Here is a 13,278-nt window from a genome sequence, read left to right as displayed (position 1 = left end):
GTTCCGGGGCGAAGCGCTCCTATAGGCCCAGTTCGGCGCGCACCCGCTTCGTCAGCCCTGCGGCGGCGAGGCGGTGGCTTTCGCGCAGATAATCCTGCAAGGCGTCGTCCGGCATGCTCTCGGGCGACAGCCACTGGATCCATTTCATGCCACGCGAGGCGAGGTAGGGCGCGGGCCTCAGGCCCGGCTGCTCCCTCAGAATGTCGAAAGCCAGCGGCGAGCATTTGAAGCTCACCGCCATCTCACCGTCCTCCTGCGGCCGCGCGATGGCGAAGACCTTACCGCCGACCTTCCAGACATCCGCGCCGCCCCATTGGACGACATGGCTGGTCGCCGGCAGGGCGGCCCAGAAGGCGTTGTAGGCCACTTGCAGCATGAGGGGCTCAATAGCTGTCGGCGTCGATGCCGTAGCGGGCGGCGGCGGCCTTGATCTGCGACCAGGTCTCGTCGTCGAGCGGGATGCCGGCGGCGGCGCGCTCGATCCGGACCTTCCGCTCCTTGTCGCCCGGCGCCAGGACGGGGTTGGCCGGATCCTGCGGCTTGGCGGCGCGCACGAAGGCGAGGTAGCTGTCGATGCGGCTCTTGCGCAGCCCGGCATCGGGCTCGAGCCGGGCAGGGTCGATCAGCACGCCGAAGAGCGAATTGATGGTCCAGCTCTTTTGCGGCTTCTGGTCGATGCGCGCCGCACCCATCAGCCCCGCCGAGAGCAATTCGGCGATCAGCGAAAGGCCGGCGCCCTTATGGTCGCCGAAGGGCAGCAGCGCGCCGAGCGGCCGGTCCGGGCTGGCGAAGACATGGGAAGGGTCGGTCGTGGGGCGGCCCTCGCCGTCGATGATGTAGCCGGGCGGCACCTGCTCGCCCTTGTTGAGCGCGACGCGGGCCTTGCCATGCGCCATGCGGCTCGTCGCGAAATCGAGGATCAGCGGATCGCCGCCGGGGACGGGAATGCCGATCGCATGCGGGTTCGTGCCGAAGCGTGCTTCCTTGGCAGCGAAGGGTGCGACGATCGGCGGCCGGCCGGCGACATTGACCCAGAAGAAGGAGATCAGCCCGGCCGCCGCCGCAACCTCGGCATAGTGGCCGATGCGGCCGATATGGTGCGAATCGAGCAGGTTGACGATGGCGACGCCACCGGTCCTGGCGATCTCGACGGCGCGGTCGACGGCGTTGCGCGCGGTGGGTTGGCCGATGGCGATGTTGCCGTCGACGATCAGGAAGGGCGCCGCGTCGAGGCGGATCTCGCCCTTCGATTCGGGTTTGAGGTTTCCGTCGGCAAGGGACTGGAAATACAGCGGTATCATCCCGACGCCGTGGCTGTCATGGCCGCTCAGATTGGCGAGGACGAGGTGGTCGGCGGTCTCCTCGGCCTCCTGCGCGCTCCAGCCGGCCCTGGTGACCATGTCGCGGACGAGGGAGCGGAGGGCTTCGGGGCGGTGCAGGCGTTGAGGCATGGCTTCCCTGACGCTGGGATCGAAGGCGCTCCAGAGTGCATGCCGGAGGGCGAACCGCAATGCATGGCGCGCGAGGATGCCGGCGCATGAACGCATGGCGCGCCAGCTGTGTCGCGCCGCACCTCGACGGAAGCGCCTGCAATCCCTATGTTAGGTCCATCATGTTGCTTCACCGGGCCTTGAACCCGGTCGAGGAGGGACAACAATGTTTTCGATACCCGGGCTGAAGGTCATCTCTCTGACCGATGCAGCCGCTGCCCGCATCCGCGAGATCATGGCGCAGAGCGCGGGCGATGCCGCGCCGGCGCTCGGCCTCAGGGTCGGCGTGAAGAAGGGTGGCTGCGCCGGCATGGAGTACACCTTCGAGATCGCCCGCGAGATCAATAAGGGTGACGAGGTCGTCTCCGAAAAGGACGCGACCGTGATCGTCGATGCCAAGGCGGTGTTGTTCCTGCTCGGCACAGAGCTCGACTTCAGGACCGATCGCTTTTCCTCGACCTTCGTCTTCAACAATCCCAACCAGGTCTCGGCCTGCGGTTGCGGCGAATCGGTCGAGATCACGCTTGATCAGCTCGCGGGTGAGCAGGGCCTGGCGCACCGTCTCAGCGCCGAACTTTCCGGCGATCAGGTCGGCCTCCGGCAGGATGATCGCGAACTCCTCGCCGCCGAAGCGGCTGATGACCGCCTTGTCCTTGAACTTGTCCTTCATCGTGCGTGCGACGAGGCGCAGCACCTGATCGCCCGTCAGGTGTCCATGGGCGTCGTTGAAGCGCTTGAAGAAGTCGATATCGGCCATCACCAGCGCGAAGGGCTCGCGCCGAAGCGTGGCCTGGTCGATCGACTTCTGCAGCATCTCCTCGAAATGGCGGCGGTTGGCGAGGCCGGTCAACGGATCGGTCAGGGCTTCGGCGCGCGTCGATTCCAGCGCCTCGCGCAGGTTGCGGATCTCGTTGGAGCTGTTGCGCAGCTCCGCTTCGAGCTGGGTCTTGCGCGTCACTTCCTCGCGGGTCGACATGACCAGCGCCTCAACCCATTCGCGCAGCTTCTGCCGGTCGGTCATCGGTGGGACGTCTTCCGACATCGCCGCCAGCCTGCCGTGATAGAGCTCGCTGGAGCCGAGCGCCTTGTCGATCAGCGCCATCATGCTGTCGATCTCGCCCAGCACCTGCAGGCTGGTGCGCTCCGCCTGCCGCGAAAAGCGCTCGGTATTGATGAAGCGCTCATAGAGGCTGTCGATATCGGCGGCCGTGACCTTGCCGTCGCTGCCGGCGAGGATGGCGTTCAGCGCCAGGCTGACCGCCGGCATCTCGCCGCTCAGATGKGCATACCAGACCTCGAAGGCGCGCGGATAGCTCGGTGAATCATGCTGCCGCATGGCGGCGACGACGCGCTCGGCCAGGTCGTGATGGGCGGAAACCGGGGCTTCGTCCATATCATGCCATTCCCGTGCGAAGCGGGTCGCGGCTTTCGGCCACGTCGACTTCGATCATTCAATCGAAGCGGGACATCCTGTCCGCATATACGGCGGCATGCGCCCGTCCATCGCGAGACTTTCGCACCGCGACGACGGAGATATCAAGTAAAGGCCGTTAAAATCGGGTTTATGCCGCAGCGTCAACCGATCCGAACCGGCCGCAGCAGGAAGGCCGGCACATGATCGCCGAGGCCTTTCACCTGCGGGCCGTCATCGTCGTCGCGATTGCGCCGCCGCCCGTCGCGCTCCTTGCGCTCCGGGGTTCCGGGGCGGATGGGCTGCTCGGCTTCCACCTGTGGACGCGGGCGCCGCGCGGCGTCGCGCCGCTCTTCGACAGCCTCGACGACGGCGGGGGCGGCTTCCGTTTCGCTATGGCTGCGCGGACGGCGTTCGTTGCGTCCACGGTCGCGCTCGCCCCGTCCGCGGTCCCGGGAAGACGGGCGCTTGTCGTCGCGCTTGCCGCGGCGTTCCTCGCGGGGGGCTCCCGGCGGCAAGGCGTCGAGACCCGCTCCTTCATAGGCGATGCTTTGGCCGGTGAGCTTCTCGATCGCGGCGACGAGCTTGTCGTCATGGCGGGTGACGATGGTGAAGGAGGCGCCTTCGCGACCGGCGCGGCCGGTGCGGCCGATGCGGTGGACATAGTCCTCGGCATGGGTCGGCACGTCGAAGTTGAAGACGTGGCTGACGGCCGGAATGTCGAGGCCGCGCGCGGCGACGTCGCTCGCGACCAGGATCGGGTTCTCGCCGRTGCGGAAGGATTCGAGCGCCGCCATGCGGGCGTACTGGTCCATGTCGCCATGCAGGGCGACGGCCGGGAAGCCGTGGCGCAACAGCGATTTGTGCAGCGTCGCGACATCGCGCTTGCGGTTGCAGAAGACGATGGCGTTCTGCAGATCGGTCGCGCCCTTGATGAGCTTGCGCAGCGTCTCGCGCTTCTCGAAATCCTGCGGGTTGGAGGCGATCAGCCGCTGCGTGATGGTGGTGGCTGCGGTCGCGGGGCGCGAGACCTCGACACGGACCGGATTATGCAGGAACTGCTCGGAGATCCGGGTGATCTCGGGAGGCATGGTCGCCGTGAAGAACAGCGTCTGCCGGGTGAAGGGCACGAGCTTGCAGACGCGCTCGATATCCGGGATGAAGCCCATGTCGAGCATGCGGTCGGCCTCGTCGATGACGAGAAGCTCGACGCCGGTGAGCAGCAGCTTGCCGCGCTCGACATGGTCGAGCAGGCGGCCGGGCGTCGCGATCAGCACGTCGACGCCGCGGGTGATCTTGGCGTCCTGGTCGCCGAAGGAGACGCCGCCGATCAGCAGCGCGACCGAAAGCTTCTGATTGACGCCGTAGCGGGTGAAGTTCTCCTCGACCTGCGCGGCAAGCTCGCGCGTCGGCTCCAGGATCAGCGTGCGCGGCATCCGGGCGCGGGCGCGGCCCGTCTCCAGGATCGTCAGCATCGGCAGGGTGAAGGCCGCCGTCTTGCCCGTGCCGGTCTGGGCGATGCCCAGAACGTCCTTGCGGGCCAGCACATGCGGAATGGCCTGGGCCTGGATCGGAGTCGGTGTGCTATAGCCGGCGGCCGTGACAGCCGTCAGAACCTTTTCACTCAGGCCGAGTTCGGCAAATGACATGCGTATGGCGCTTCTTCAGAGTCGGTGACACGCGGCGGGATGGGTCCATCAACCGCCACGCTGGCGCGACAACAGTTCCTGCGCGCCTTCGGACCCGTGTGGAATGCAAAGAAAACGCGGCAAAGTCAATCACGTAGCCAGAAAAGGACGATTTTTGCCCGATGAAGGACCCGCTCGTTCTCGTCCCCGGCCTCAGTTGCACCGCCGCGCTCTATGCTCCGCAATGGTCGCGGCTGGCCGATGGCCGCCTCGTTCTGGTCGCAGAACACAGCCGCGACGACAGCCTCGGTGCCATCGCTGAGCGTCTTCTGGCAGCCGCGCCGCCGCGTTTTGCGCTCTGCGGGCTGTCGATGGGCGGCTATGTCGCCTTCGAGGTGCTGCGCCGGGCACCGGAGCGCGTCACGAGGCTGGCGCTGCTCGACACCAGCGCCAAGCCGGCGACCCCCGAAAGCAATGAGCCCCGCGCCCAGATGATCGATCTCGCGGAGAAGGGGGCCTATGACAACGTCACGACACTGCTCTGGCAGCGCCTGGTGGCGCCCGCCCGGCTGACGGACGAGCCGTTGCGGCTGCTGGTGCGCCGGATGGCCGACGATATCGGCGCCGACGGTTTCGTGCGTCAGCAGAAGGCCATCATGAAGCGGCCGGATTCGCGACCGGTCCTGACGGGCCTATCCCTTCCGACATTGGTGCTGGTCGGTGAGGAGGACGAGATCACCCCGGTGGCGGAGGCGCAGGAAATGGCGGGGCTCGCCGGCGCGAAGGCCCGGCTGGCGACGTTGCCGGGCTGCGGCCATCTCTCGACGCTGGAGGAGCCGGAACGGGTGGCGGCGGAACTGGCGCGCTGGCTGGCCTGAAATCAGCGGGGCAGGGCGCAGGGGTCGAGCTTCGTCGCGTTCGCAGTCTGGCTGATGGAGCCGGTGACCATCGGATCGACCGGCTGGCGCTTCGCGGCGGCAAGGCTCGCCTGCGCCAGCTTGTCCCTGTCGAGGCCGGCCGTCTGGTTCGAGACGAAATTGGCGGCGATGACCGACAGGAAGGCGATGGCCGCGGCGGCCTTGGCAATGTCGATGGCCGCCGTGCCGCGATTGTTCTTCCAGAACAGTTGGATCAGGCGCATTGCGCTCTCCGTGTCCCGTGTCCGCACGGGTATGGCGCAAGCATGCACCGAGAGCGGTAAAAGCTTGGTTAGCCGGATCTTTCCGGAAAGCGCGGCATTTTCAGGATAAGGGGCCGGTCTCGGCCGATCGCCCTTCGAGGCGCGCCCGATGCTCGCGAAAGAGCTTGCGCAGCGCCGCCAGCACGGCGCCGACGCCGGCGCGCTGGCGCGAGACGTCATGCGAGAGCAGGTAGATGTCGTCGCCGGTCGCGTCCGGCGGCGGTGCGATGCGCCGGAGGCCGGGGTCGAGATCGGCCATGAAGCAGGGCGCCATCGACAGCGCGCCGGCCGAGCGGATGCTTTCATAGCGTGCCGCGGAATCGCCGACTCGGGCCGCAATCGGCCTGCCGGCCGCGAAACGCAGGATATGATCGTCGATGCGCGAGGAGGTTTCGCGGTTGACCGAGATGATCGGCGCCGTCGCCGGATCGACATCGTGGCGGCAGTAGAGCGCCTGCATCAGCCGGCCGATCTTCTGCGCGTAATAGCCCGGTTCCGCTGGCGGGTTGCTCATCCTCAGCGCGATGTCGGCTTCCCCACGGGCGAGGCTAAGCCGGTCGCGCGTGCTGATGATGACGATTTCGACGCCGCCGGCATCCCTGGAGACCGTGGTGGCGTGCATGGTCAGGAACAGGCTGATCGAGGTCGTCGCGGTGACGCGCACCGGCGCATTGGCGAGCGGACGAGCGGCATCGGCCCGCGACAGGAAGCGCCGGGTGGCCGCCTCGACCTCACCGGCTTCCGCCGCGAGCTCGATGCCGATCGCCGTCGGAACGAGGCGGTTGGCCTCGCGGATGAAGAGCTGGAGGCCGAGATCCTTCTCCAGCACCTTGAGCCTGCGCGTGACGGTGGCCTCGCTTAAGCCCAGCCGCGCCGCCGCCACGGCCATCGACCCGCCGCTGGCGATGGCGTTGAAGATCCGGATGTCGTCCCAGGAGGCGTTCCCGGCGGGCGCCGCCAGATCGCCGTCGCGTCGAGATGGAGGTGGAGCAGGCTCGGCCATATCGTCAGGGACGGCTCGCCGAGCGGGGCGCGGCTTCTGCGATCATGATCGTCCGGGAAGCGGAAGGGGTTCGACATGCGCGAACCCTGCCAATCCTTTCGCAAGCGGGCAGCCCGGCGGCGCTGAGGTGCAGCCTTGCAGAAATGCCGGGCTCGCCGCCGGCGATCACAGGTCGATCAGCTCGCCGGCGAAGGCCGCCCGCTCCTGGATGAAGATGAAGCGGGCCTCGGGCTTGTTGCCCATCAGCCGCTCGACCGTATCGGAGGTCTCTTCCCTCGCCTCATGGTCCACCATGACCTTGAGCAGCAAGCGCTTGGCCGGGTCCATGGTGGTTTCCTTGAGCTGCTGCGGCATCATTTCGCCCAGGCCCTTGAAGCGCGAGATCTCCGGCTTCTTGCCCTTGAAGACGGTCTCGATCAGCTCGTCCTTGTGGGCGTCGTTCCGGGCATAGACGCTTTTGCCGCCGTGCTGGAGCCGGTAGAGCGGCGGCACGGCAAGGTAGAGATGACCCTTCTCGATCAGCTTCGGCGTCTGGCGCCAGAAGAAGGTGACGAGCAGGGAGGCGATATGGGCGCCGTCGACATCGGCGTCCGTCATCACGATGACCTTCTCGTAGCGCAGGTCGTCCTCGCGGAACTGCGTGCCGATGCCGCAGCCGAGCGCCAGGATCAGGTCGGCGAGCTGCTGGTTCTGGTTGAGCTTCTCGCGCGTGGCGTTGGCGACGTTGAGGATTTTGCCGCGCAAGGGCAGGATCGCCTGGTTGGCGCGGTTGCGCGCCTGCTTGGCAGAGCCGCCGGCCGAGTCACCCTCGACGATGAAAAGCTCGGAGCCGGCCGCGCCGGCATTGGAGCAATCGGCGAGCTTACCGGGCAGGCGGAGCTTCCGCGTCGCGGTCTTGCGCGAGACTTCCTTCTCGAGGCGGCGGCGCAGCCGCTCCTCGGCGCGATCCACCGACCAGTCGAGCAGGCGCAGCGCCTGCTGAGGTGCGGCGGCAAGCCAGTGGTCGAAGGCGTCGCGCACCGCGTTCTCGACGATGCGGGAGGCTTCCAGCGTCGCGAGCTTGTCCTTGGTCTGGCCCTGGAATTCCGGCTCGCGGATGAAGACCGAGAGCATGGCGGCGCAGGTCGCCATCACGTCGTCGGAGGTGACCTGCGCCATGCGCTTCGACTGGCCGATGCGCTCGGCATGGTCGCGCAGGCCCCGCAGCAGGGCGATGCGCAGGCCCTGCTCATGGGTACCGCCTTCGGGAGTCGGGATCGTATTGCAATAGGAGGAGGAGAAGCCGTCCTCGCCGGTGGCGAGCCAGGCGATGGCCCATTCGAGCGAGCCGTGGCCGCCTTCCTTCGTGATCTTGCCGGAGAAGATCGGCTCGGCGACGAGGTCCTTGCCCTCGATCTCGCGACCGAGATAGTCGCGCAAGCCGCCGGGAAAGCGGAACACGGCTTCCGCCGCGACATCGCCCTCCGGCTTCAGCAGCGCCGGCGCGCAGGTCCAGCGGATCTCGACGCCGCCGAAGAGGTAGGCCTTCGACCGCGCCATGCGGAACAGGCGGGCAGGCGAGAAATGCGCGCCTTCGCCGAAGATCTGCGCATCCGGGTGAAAGCGGACCCTGGTGCCGCGCCGGTTGGCGACGGCACCGACCGTCTCCAATGGTCCCTGGGGCAGGCCGCGCGAGAAGATCTGGCGATAGAGCGTCTTGCCGCGCGCGACTTCGACTTCGAGCCGATCTGAGAGCGCGTTGACGACGGAAACGCCGACGCCGTGCAGGCCGCCCGAGGTCTCATAGGCCTTGGAGTCGAATTTGCCGCCGGCATGCAGCGTCGTCATGATGACTTCGAGCGCCGACTTGCCGGGGAATTTCGGATGCGGGTCGACCGGGATACCGCGGCCATTGTCCGTCACCGCGATCGAGCCGTCCTCGAACAGTTCGACGTCGATGAAGGTGGCGTGGCCGGCCACGGCCTCGTCCATGGCGTTGTCGATCACCTCGGCGAAGAGGTGGTGCAGCGCGCGCTCGTCGGTGCCGCCGATATACATGCCTGGCCGACGGCGGACGGGCTCGAGCCCCTCCAGCACCTCGATGGCGGAGGCGTCATAGCCGGTCTCGGACAGGGTTCCGTTGCGCGCAGCTCCTGCGCCGCCGCGCGGCGCTTTCGGAGCCTCGGCGGGTGCGCGCAGTTCCGGCTTCGGGCCAGCCTCAGCCGGCCGCTCCGCGTCCGAGCCGAAAAGATCGCCATTCTCCGCCATCGCGCCAAATGCTTCCTGATTCGCAACGCTAAACTCTAGCGCATTCCGACCCGTCCTGCGCTTCGCGGCCGCTTATAGACCGCGCCGGCCGCTATAAAAACCTCGCCTTCCACATCTGTCAGGAGCCTTGCGTTGCTCGCCGTCATCGGCAGGTCATGGATCGTCGTGAACCTCTGCCGGAACCCGGTCCATTCAGGCTGCGTTAAGCGGCAAGGATCAGGATGATGTGCGTGATCGGGCCTATGCGGCGATTCGCAATGCGCTAAGATCAGCCTAGGGGGAGGTCGCCGTGGTGTCGCGTCAGTCGTTTCCTGTGACGAGAATGGCTGGGCTTCAGCGCGCTGCGCGTCTGGCCGGCGAGTCCTTCGGCTATGAGGATGCCCGCGTCGTGGCGGAAGCGCCGCGCCTGGACTGGACGTCTTCGCGAGGGCTCTGGTGGCTCGCTGCCGTTGCGGCAGGCGCCGGTTTCGCCGTCCTGCACTTCTCCTGATCCCTGACGGCCGGGGCGCGGCGCCCCTTCCGGATCGTGCCGGCGCCCCCGTCCGGGCGCTGGCATCCGGTTCGTGGTTCGGTCCGGTGCTCCCCGACGCGAAATATCAACCTTTCGGCCCTACGCCTGACGGTGGAGGGTTTCGCGCGTGAACGGTGCCATCATTGCCAGTGCCGGTCTGACAGGCCGCGTCGCCGCCACTGTCGCAGGCTGAGGCCGCGATGGCGAAGATCGCTGCGCTCGGAGCCTATATCTACCAGGCCGTTCTGGCGCTGGGGCTGTTGCTCGTTGTCGCGCACCGGCTGCCGGCGGCGGAGTTCACGGCCTATTCGCTGTTCATCTCGGTCGTGCAGTTCGGGGCGATCGCTTGCTTCGAGTGGATTCGCTTCGCCTGCAGCCGCTTCTATCCCGGCCCCGACGCGCAGAGCGAGGCGACCGAGCGCGGGACCATCACCTCGGAATTCCTGGCCTGTTGCGGGTTTTGCGCTGTCGGTGCGTTGATCGCGTGGTTCTGCGGCGTGCCGGCACCGGTCGCGGGGCTCGGCGCGGTCGCGGCGATCGTGCAGGGCGGCAGCGAGATCCATCTCACCATGCTGCGCTTCCGGCACGCCTTCCGGCTGTTCTCCTGGATGCAGGCCCTGCGCGCCTCGCTGATGGCCATCGGCACGCTGGCCGGCGCCTGGGCCGGGGCGGATTTCGCCCATGTCCTCGGCGGCGCCATGGCGGGCTATCTCGCCTATCTCGTCCTGGCGATCCTGGTCTCGCGCGGCGGTTTCGGCGAACCGGGGCGCTGGAGCCTCGAGGCGATGCGCCGGCATCTCGCCTATGGTGGGATCTCCGCGGGAGCCTCCGTCGCCGCGATGCTGGCACCGCTCGGGCTGAAGGCGATCTTCACCGCCACGCTGGGAGGGCAGGCGGCTGCCGCGCCGCTGCTAGCACTCGATCTGTTGCAGCGCCCCTTCGTCCTGATCGTCTCGGCGATCTACGCCATCCGTTATCCATCGCTCGTACAGCTCTTCGACCGCGATGGCGGCAGCGGCGAATTCCGCCGCGAGCTCGGGCGTTACTATGCCTTGCTCGCCGGCTTCTCGGCGATGGGCGCCGCGGCCGTGCTCAGCCTGCTGGCCGTCGCCACGACGCTGCTGATCGCGCCCGAGCTGCGCGAATCCTTCCTGCGTGTCGCGCCCCTCATCACGTTCACGGCGCTGATCCGGGCTATCGTGCAGACCCTGTTGCCGACGGCGGCCCATCTCCAGCGTCGGTTGGCGGCGATCGCCGGGCTCGCCGTATTCGATTCTGCGCTGATGTGCGCCGGTGCTCTGGCCGCCACGGCGTGGTTCGGCGGAACGGATTTCACGATCTCGGCCGGTGCGGCCGTCGGAGCGCTTGTCGCGCTCGCCGGCGGCCTGCTGCTGCTGCGCCTGCTGCCGTTCGAGATGCCGCGGCTGCCGCTCGCCTCCGCCCTGCTGGCCATCGTCGCGGCCTGGGCGATATCGACCTGGCTTGGCGGGAACGTGGTGTTGGCCGCCGCGGCCGGGCTCGGCGTGACGATGCTCGCGAGCCTGCCCGTCTTGCCCCGCATGCTGCGATGGCTGGCGCATTGAGGGACGGATGCATGATCGGAACGCTCCAGCCATGAAGATCGTCGTCGGGATCGCGACCGCCGGGCGCCGGGAGGTGCTTTGCGACACGCTCGCCGAGCTTGCGCGGCAGGAGCGGCTGCCGGCGGAGATCCTGATCTGCCCGGCGCAGGAGGAGGATGTCGACTGGTCCTTCGCCGCGACGCTCGCCGTGCCGGTCAGGCGGGTCGCGCCGCGACAGGGGCTGTGCATGCAACGCAATGCCATTCTCGACGCGATCGGCGATGCCGAGCTGCTGCTGTTCTTCGACGATGATTTCCTGCCGGCCCCGTCCTTCGTCACCGAGGCGGAGGCGTTGCTCGGCCGCGAAGGCGACATCGTTGTCGCGACCGGACAGGTGCTTGCCGACGGCATCCACGGGCCCGGCCTCGCTGCCGCGGAAGCCCGGGCGATCCTGGCGCGGGACATTGCGCCGGCGGAGGCGCGGCTGACGCCGGTCGAGAATGCCTATGGCTGCAACATGGTATTCCGGGTCGCGGCGATCCGGGCGGCCGGGGCGCGTTTCGACGAGAACCTGCCGCTCTATGGCTGGCAGGAGGACACCGATTTCTGCCAGCAGCTCGCCGRGCAGGGGCGGATCGTGCATTCGACCTCGCTGCGCGGTGTGCACCGCGGCAGCAAGCGCGGACGGACCTCCGGTCTGCGCTTCGGCTATTCGCAGATCGCCAACCCGGTCTATCTGGTGCGCAAGGGCACGCTCAGGCCGCGCCGCGCTCTGCGGCTTGCCGCTGGCAATGTCGCGGCGAATATCGGCGGCAGCCTCAAGCCGAACAACCCGGTCGACCGGATCGGCCGGCTGAAGGGGAACTGCCTCGCTTTCTGGGACCTGCTGCGCGGGCGGCTCGCACCGCAGCGGATCCTGTCGTTCAAGTAGGTGCCGTCAATCTTTGACGGCCAGAATCCCGCCTGGAGACTTTCGTGCGCGCGGTGATTATCAGCGATTTCGGTTCGGTCAACGGCGGTGCCGCCAAGGTCGCCATCGAGAGCGCGCGTGGGCTGGCTGAGGCTGGTGTCGAGATCGTCTTCGCTTGCGCCATCGGCCCCATCTCCGAACGGCTCGACCATCCGCGGATCAGCGTGGAACACTTCGCCGGCAAGGAAATCTGGCAGGTCGAGAGCAAGCTCGCAGCCGCCAGGCAAGGTATCTGGAATGCCCAGGCCTATAGCTTTCTGAGCGACCTTCTCGCCCGCCAGCCGCGCGACGAGACGCTGGTGCACCTCCATCAATGGACCAAGGCCTTCAGTCCGGCTGCCATCGCCGCAGCCGGAGAAAGCGGGCTGCCTGTCGCCCTGACCGTTCACGACTATTTCTCGTTCTGTCCGGTCGGCGGCTATTTCGACTTCAAGGCGAACGCGCTCTGTCAACGCAGGCCGATGTCGATCGGCTGCGTGGCCTGCAATTGCGACCGCGCCTCCTATCCGCACAAGCTGATCCGCGTCGCCCGGCAGTTCGGCTCCGACAAGGCGATGCGCAAGCTCGACGCGCCGCTCTTTATCCATGTCAGCGATTTCGCGCGCCGTTTCGCGGAACCTTTTCTGCCGCGGCAGGCCCGGCATGTCGTGGTCGAGAACATGGTGGAGGCGGAAAGGCGCACGCCGGTCAACGCCGCCCGCAGCCGGCACGCGCTGTTCCTTGGCCGCTTTACCCAGGAGAAGGCGGCGGATGTCCTGGCGAAGGCTGCGCGCGACGCTGATATGCCCGTCCGTTTCGTCGGCGAAGGGCCGCTTGCCGGTGAGATTGCGCGGCTCAACCCGCAAGCCGAGATTCGTGGCTGGGTGCCGGCCGAGCGTGTCTTCGACGAGATCGCGCAGGCACGTTGCCTGGTGCAGCCATCGCTTTGGTACGAGCCTGGACCGCTGGTGATCGCCGAAGCACGCTCGCTCGGCGTGCCGGTAATCCTGGCGCGGACGACCGGTTCAGCGAGCTGGGTCGCCGACGGGGAGGATGGCGTCCTCGTCGATCGCGGGGATGTCGCCGGCCTTTCGGCCGCGCTGACGCGCCTGAAGGACGATGCCTGCGCAAGCGCGATGGGCATAGCTGCCTATCGCGGCTATTGGGCCGACCCGCTGACGACGGAGCGGCATGTCGGGCGCACGATCGAGAGCTATCGGCTGCTCCTCAGCGCGAAGCCCTGAGACACGCGCCCGACGCCGAGCGCGCTGTCGTCGTTTCTGTGCAAACTCCGGCC

Annotated in this window: 11 protein-coding genes and 2 pseudogenes; 6 read left to right on the top strand and 7 right to left on the bottom strand. The window is 67.6% G+C overall.

Annotated elements, in window-relative coordinates:
• Window positions 1–19: 19 nt before the first annotated feature.
• Window positions 20–376 (bottom strand): MmcQ/YjbR family DNA-binding protein, encoded by a 357-nt coding sequence (locus AB4Y99_RS05740; RefSeq protein ID WP_441522660.1) that lies wholly within the window; start codon window positions 374–376, stop codon window positions 20–22.
• Between the two features lie 7 nt (window positions 377–383).
• Window positions 384–1,451: a malate/lactate/ureidoglycolate dehydrogenase gene (locus AB4Y99_RS05735; RefSeq protein WP_429069523.1), complete on the bottom strand. Its 1,068-nt coding sequence runs from the start codon at window positions 1,449–1,451 to the stop codon at window positions 384–386.
• 205 nt (window positions 1,452–1,656) lie between these two features.
• On the opposite strand from AB4Y99_RS05735, the pseudogene AB4Y99_RS05730 reads away from it, so the two are divergent.
• Window positions 1,657–2,013, top strand: a pseudogene (locus AB4Y99_RS05730) (HesB/IscA family protein); the annotation flags it as partial.
• A 33-nt stretch (window positions 2,014–2,046) separates the two neighbouring features.
• On the opposite strand, the pseudogene AB4Y99_RS05725 reads toward AB4Y99_RS05730, so the two are convergent.
• Window positions 2,047–2,466: pseudogene (locus AB4Y99_RS05725) on the bottom strand (GGDEF domain-containing protein); the annotation flags it as partial.
• Window positions 2,467–3,065: 599 nt separating this feature from the next.
• Window positions 3,066–4,550 carry a DEAD/DEAH box helicase gene (locus AB4Y99_RS05720; RefSeq protein WP_441522659.1) on the bottom strand — a complete coding sequence of 495 codons (1,485 nt, stop codon included), beginning with the start codon at window positions 4,548–4,550 and terminating at the stop codon, window positions 3,066–3,068.
• 161 nt (window positions 4,551–4,711) lie between these two features.
• On the opposite strand from AB4Y99_RS05720, the gene AB4Y99_RS05715 reads away from it, so the two are divergent.
• A complete protein-coding gene (locus AB4Y99_RS05715) occupies window positions 4,712–5,407 on the top strand; it encodes an alpha/beta fold hydrolase (protein WP_038365772.1) in 696 nt (231 codons plus the stop codon).
• Window positions 5,408–5,409: 2 nt separating this feature from the next.
• Here AB4Y99_RS05715 and AB4Y99_RS05710 read toward each other — a convergent pair whose 3' ends face one another.
• From AB4Y99_RS05710 to parE, 3 genes are all read right to left on the bottom strand, one after another.
• Window positions 5,410–5,670 (bottom strand): hypothetical protein, encoded by a 261-nt coding sequence (locus AB4Y99_RS05710; RefSeq protein ID WP_038365775.1) that lies wholly within the window; start codon window positions 5,668–5,670, stop codon window positions 5,410–5,412.
• A gap of 100 nt (window positions 5,671–5,770) precedes the next feature.
• Window positions 5,771–6,712, bottom strand: a complete 942-nt coding sequence (locus AB4Y99_RS05705) for a LysR family transcriptional regulator (RefSeq protein ID WP_038365778.1) — start codon at window positions 6,710–6,712, stop codon at window positions 5,771–5,773.
• 165 nt (window positions 6,713–6,877) lie between these two features.
• The gene (gene parE, locus AB4Y99_RS05700) at window positions 6,878–8,959 is read right to left on the bottom strand and encodes a DNA topoisomerase IV subunit B (RefSeq protein ID WP_441522658.1); all 2,082 of its coding nucleotides are present in this window, start codon (window positions 8,957–8,959) and stop codon (window positions 6,878–6,880) included.
• A 322-nt stretch (window positions 8,960–9,281) separates the two neighbouring features.
• Between parE and AB4Y99_RS05695 the strand changes: the two genes are divergently transcribed.
• The 4 genes from AB4Y99_RS05695 (at window position 9,282) to AB4Y99_RS05680 (ending at window position 13,225) form a co-directional block, all read left to right on the top strand.
• A complete protein-coding gene (locus tag AB4Y99_RS05695) occupies window positions 9,282–9,449 on the top strand; it encodes a hypothetical protein (RefSeq protein ID WP_156116009.1) in 168 nt (55 codons plus the stop codon).
• A 221-nt stretch (window positions 9,450–9,670) separates the two neighbouring features.
• Window positions 9,671–11,053 carry a hypothetical protein gene (locus AB4Y99_RS05690; RefSeq protein WP_441522657.1) on the top strand — a complete coding sequence of 461 codons (1,383 nt, stop codon included), beginning with the start codon at window positions 9,671–9,673 and terminating at the stop codon, window positions 11,051–11,053.
• 31 nt (window positions 11,054–11,084) lie between these two features.
• Entirely contained in the window at window positions 11,085–11,963 is an 879-nt protein-coding gene (locus tag AB4Y99_RS05685) for a glycosyltransferase family 2 protein (RefSeq protein WP_441522656.1), read from the top strand.
• Between the two features lie 44 nt (window positions 11,964–12,007).
• Window positions 12,008–13,225 (top strand): glycosyltransferase family 4 protein, encoded by a 1,218-nt coding sequence (locus tag AB4Y99_RS05680; RefSeq protein WP_441522655.1) that lies wholly within the window; start codon window positions 12,008–12,010, stop codon window positions 13,223–13,225.
• Window positions 13,226–13,278: the final 53 nt, after the last annotated feature.

The organism is Allobosea sp. TAB14, from assembly GCF_052113865.1.
GTDB classification, from domain to species: domain Bacteria; phylum Pseudomonadota; class Alphaproteobacteria; order Rhizobiales; family Beijerinckiaceae; genus Allobosea; species Allobosea spartocytisi.
The sequence above is the reverse complement of the archived record's forward strand: the minus strand, read 5'-3'. Positions and strand labels throughout refer to the sequence as shown.